The organism is Aquiflexum sp. (genome assembly GCF_041749095.1).
GTDB lineage: Bacteria > Bacteroidota > Bacteroidia > Cytophagales > Cyclobacteriaceae > Aquiflexum.
Genome location: NZ_JBGTCA010000083.1, coordinates 1 through 2,751, shown reverse-complemented (window position 1 = coordinate 2,751; position 2,751 = coordinate 1). Strand labels below are relative to the sequence as shown.

Here is a 2,751-nt window from a genome sequence, read left to right as displayed (position 1 = left end):
CTTTGCTTTCTTTGGTAAGCCAGCGTGTCCGCTTGTAGCGGTTGGCTTGAGCTCGTCCGGCTTAGGCCGTCCTCGGTTCTTAAAACAAAAAGAAACAACTCAGCGACGCAGGAGCGCTCATAAGCTCCACTAAAAACAAACACTGCGAATAAAAAATTCAAGGGCAGTCCAATACTTCCCCGCGCTCTGAAAAAAAAAACGACAGATCAGAGGAAGTGGTGGGCAGGGGTCCAAACGCAAGCGCCTTCCCCGATCTGTCTGCTTTTTTTTCATTCACCCCACCACCGGCCGCTGGATTGCCCGGGCCTACGCGCGGCATCGCAGGTTGGTGTTCATTTATTTTAAACAATTCAGATCGTGTAGACTAAGACCTTGTTTTCAAATAAATATTTGGAATAAATGATGTGCGAAACTTGAGTTAGTCTTTTTCGGTGGTACAATTTCGACTGTTTTAAGGTCAAAAACAGATTAAACATTAATATTTATCCTTTTTAATGTTTGCAGCTTGAAGTTAGCGTCCCATTGCTATCTCAATCTTGAACTGTACAGAATTCTATCAGAATAAAACGTGGTGCATCGTGCACTTGCTACCTGCGTGCAAAGCGGATGGTTTTTGGACTTTGAAGCAGATCGTTCTTTACATTCAGGGCTCCCTGGGGTGATTTGGCTTAGTCTCAGACATGTCAAACACTCCGGACAGCTTCACTAAATTGTACAATTTCGGACTCCAATTCCGAAATTGTACCTTTGGGCTATGATTGCAAGAGAAGCAGAAAAGGAATTGCGACTGTTGTCGAAACAGTTTAAAGCAGTTGCCGTGGTTGGGCCAAGGCAGTCTGGCAAAACAACTTTAACCCGTGCTCTTTTTCCGTCAAAAACATATGTATCGTTAGAAAACCCCGATACGCGCCAATTTGCGGAGCAAGACCCGCGTGGGTTCTTAGCTCAATATACAGAAGGTGCCATTTTAGACGAGGCCCAAAGAGTACCAGCCATTTTCTCGTATCTCCAACAACTGCTTGATGAAAGCAATGCTGCGGGCCGATTTATTTTGACCGGGTCCAACAATTTTCTGCTTCAGCAAAACATTGTTCAAAGTCTGGCCGGCCGGTTGGCATATCTATACCTCCTGCCGTTTTCAGTAAATGAGTTAAAATCGGGAGATCTCCTACCGAAAACGCTGAATGAAATGCTATTTACGGGAAGTTACCCCCCGGTATTTCAACAGGAAATTGCACCGGAAAAATGGTTCCCCAATTACATCAAAACCTATGTTGAACGCGATGTTCGGTTAATAAAGAACATTTCCAACCTGGGTGATTTCGAGCGGTTTTTACGCTTATGCGCGGGGCGGGTAGGTCAACTGCTGAATAAGAGTAGTTTGGGAATAGAGGTTGGAGTTGACAGCAAAACCATTGATGCCTGGCTCACCATTTTGGAAAGCAGTTTTATCATCCACCTCTTAAAGCCTCATCACCAAAATTTCAATAAACGATTGGTGAAAATGCCCAAGCTATACTTTCATGATACGGGCCTGGTATGTGCCTTGCTGGGAATACAAAATCCACTCCAAATACAGACCCATCCTCTTCGGGGAAGCCTTTTTGAAAATTTTGTCATCGGCGAGTTTATCAAAATGCAGTATAACCTCGGAAATCAAGGACGATTGTACTTTTGGCGAGATAACAAAGGCAATGAAATTGATCTAATCATTGATAACGGAGATAAATTATATCCCATTGAAATAAAAGCCGGACAAACCATAACCCAGACATATTTCAAAGGAATCAATTTCTGGAACAATCTAACCACGACCACTGGTGGAACCATTATTTATGCAGGAGATATGGAGCAAAAACGAAGCAATGGCATAGAGGTAAAGCCTTGGTTTCAAGCGGATATTTCAAACTTTTTCTAGCCCTGGAATATAGCACGACTGGTTAAAATGTTCGGGTTCTCTTACATCCAAATTGGGAGATACATCTCACCTTCTCCTAAAGCTTGCCAACGCCTTGGGCTATACCACAGACTTCTTAATGCAGGACAGCTCTGATGAATTGATCTCCGCCCAGCTCATAGACAAGAAACTGGTCAAACAGTTTAAAAGATTTACGACATTGAGGTTGAAGAAGACATTATGAGCAGTAAAGAGCCAGCAATAAAACTTTATCATAAAACGCTTAAATTTGCTTATGGTGCAAAAGAAATTAAACTCAACATCCCAAATGAAATCACTAAACACTTTCATCATACATCCTGAAACCATCGAGCAGGAACATGCTTTAAAGGCCTTTGTGAAAGCCCTGAAAATGAAGTTTGAGATATCGAAGGATAAGCCCTATGATCCGGAATTTGTTGCAAAGATTAAAGAAAGCCGTCAGCAGGTGAAAGAGGGTAAGACAATAAGGGTTGAAAAGGAAAACCTAAAAGAGTTTTTGGGCTTGTAGGATGGAATTTAATTTGGATTTTTCGGACAAGGCTAAAGTGGATATTGCTGCACACCAAAAAGCGGGCAACAAAGCTGTTCTCAATTAAACTGTTCAAACTGTTCACAGAACTTATTGTGGATACTTACCGGGGAACGGGCAAACCTGAGCCGCTATGAATTATTTCTTATCGGCCAAAGATGTGGAAAAAATTAAGAAGAGATGTCCTTGGTCAGTATGAGGATACCTAATCTAAGATTATTCGCCCTTTCTTGTTTTAAACCATGCTTTATAGTAAGCCCCCGGCCAACTGCACCCCATGATT

4 protein-coding genes are annotated in these 2,751 nt (G+C 42.3%); 3 read left to right on the top strand and 1 reads right to left on the bottom strand.

The window, feature by feature from the left end:
* Positions 1–157 precede the first annotated feature (157 nt).
* Positions 158–319 (bottom strand): hypothetical protein, encoded by a 162-nt coding sequence (locus ACEW8O_RS04610; protein WP_373493450.1) that lies wholly within the window; start codon positions 317–319, stop codon positions 158–160.
* A 435-nt stretch (positions 320–754) separates the two neighbouring features.
* On the opposite strand from ACEW8O_RS04610, the gene ACEW8O_RS04605 reads away from it, so the two are divergent.
* The 3 genes from ACEW8O_RS04605 to ACEW8O_RS04595 all read left to right on the top strand — a co-directional run bounded on the left by ACEW8O_RS04605 (position 755) and on the right by ACEW8O_RS04595 (position 2,447).
* Positions 755–1,918: an ATP-binding protein gene (locus ACEW8O_RS04605; protein WP_373493449.1), complete on the top strand. Its 1,164-nt coding sequence runs from the start codon at positions 755–757 to the stop codon at positions 1,916–1,918.
* Between the two features lie 52 nt (positions 1,919–1,970).
* A complete protein-coding gene (locus ACEW8O_RS04600) occupies positions 1,971–2,141 on the top strand; it encodes a hypothetical protein (protein WP_373493448.1) in 171 nt (56 codons plus the stop codon).
* Between the two features lie 84 nt (positions 2,142–2,225).
* Entirely contained in the window at positions 2,226–2,447 is a 222-nt protein-coding gene (locus ACEW8O_RS04595) for a DUF2683 family protein (protein WP_373493447.1), read from the top strand.
* Positions 2,448–2,751 lie beyond the last annotated feature (304 nt).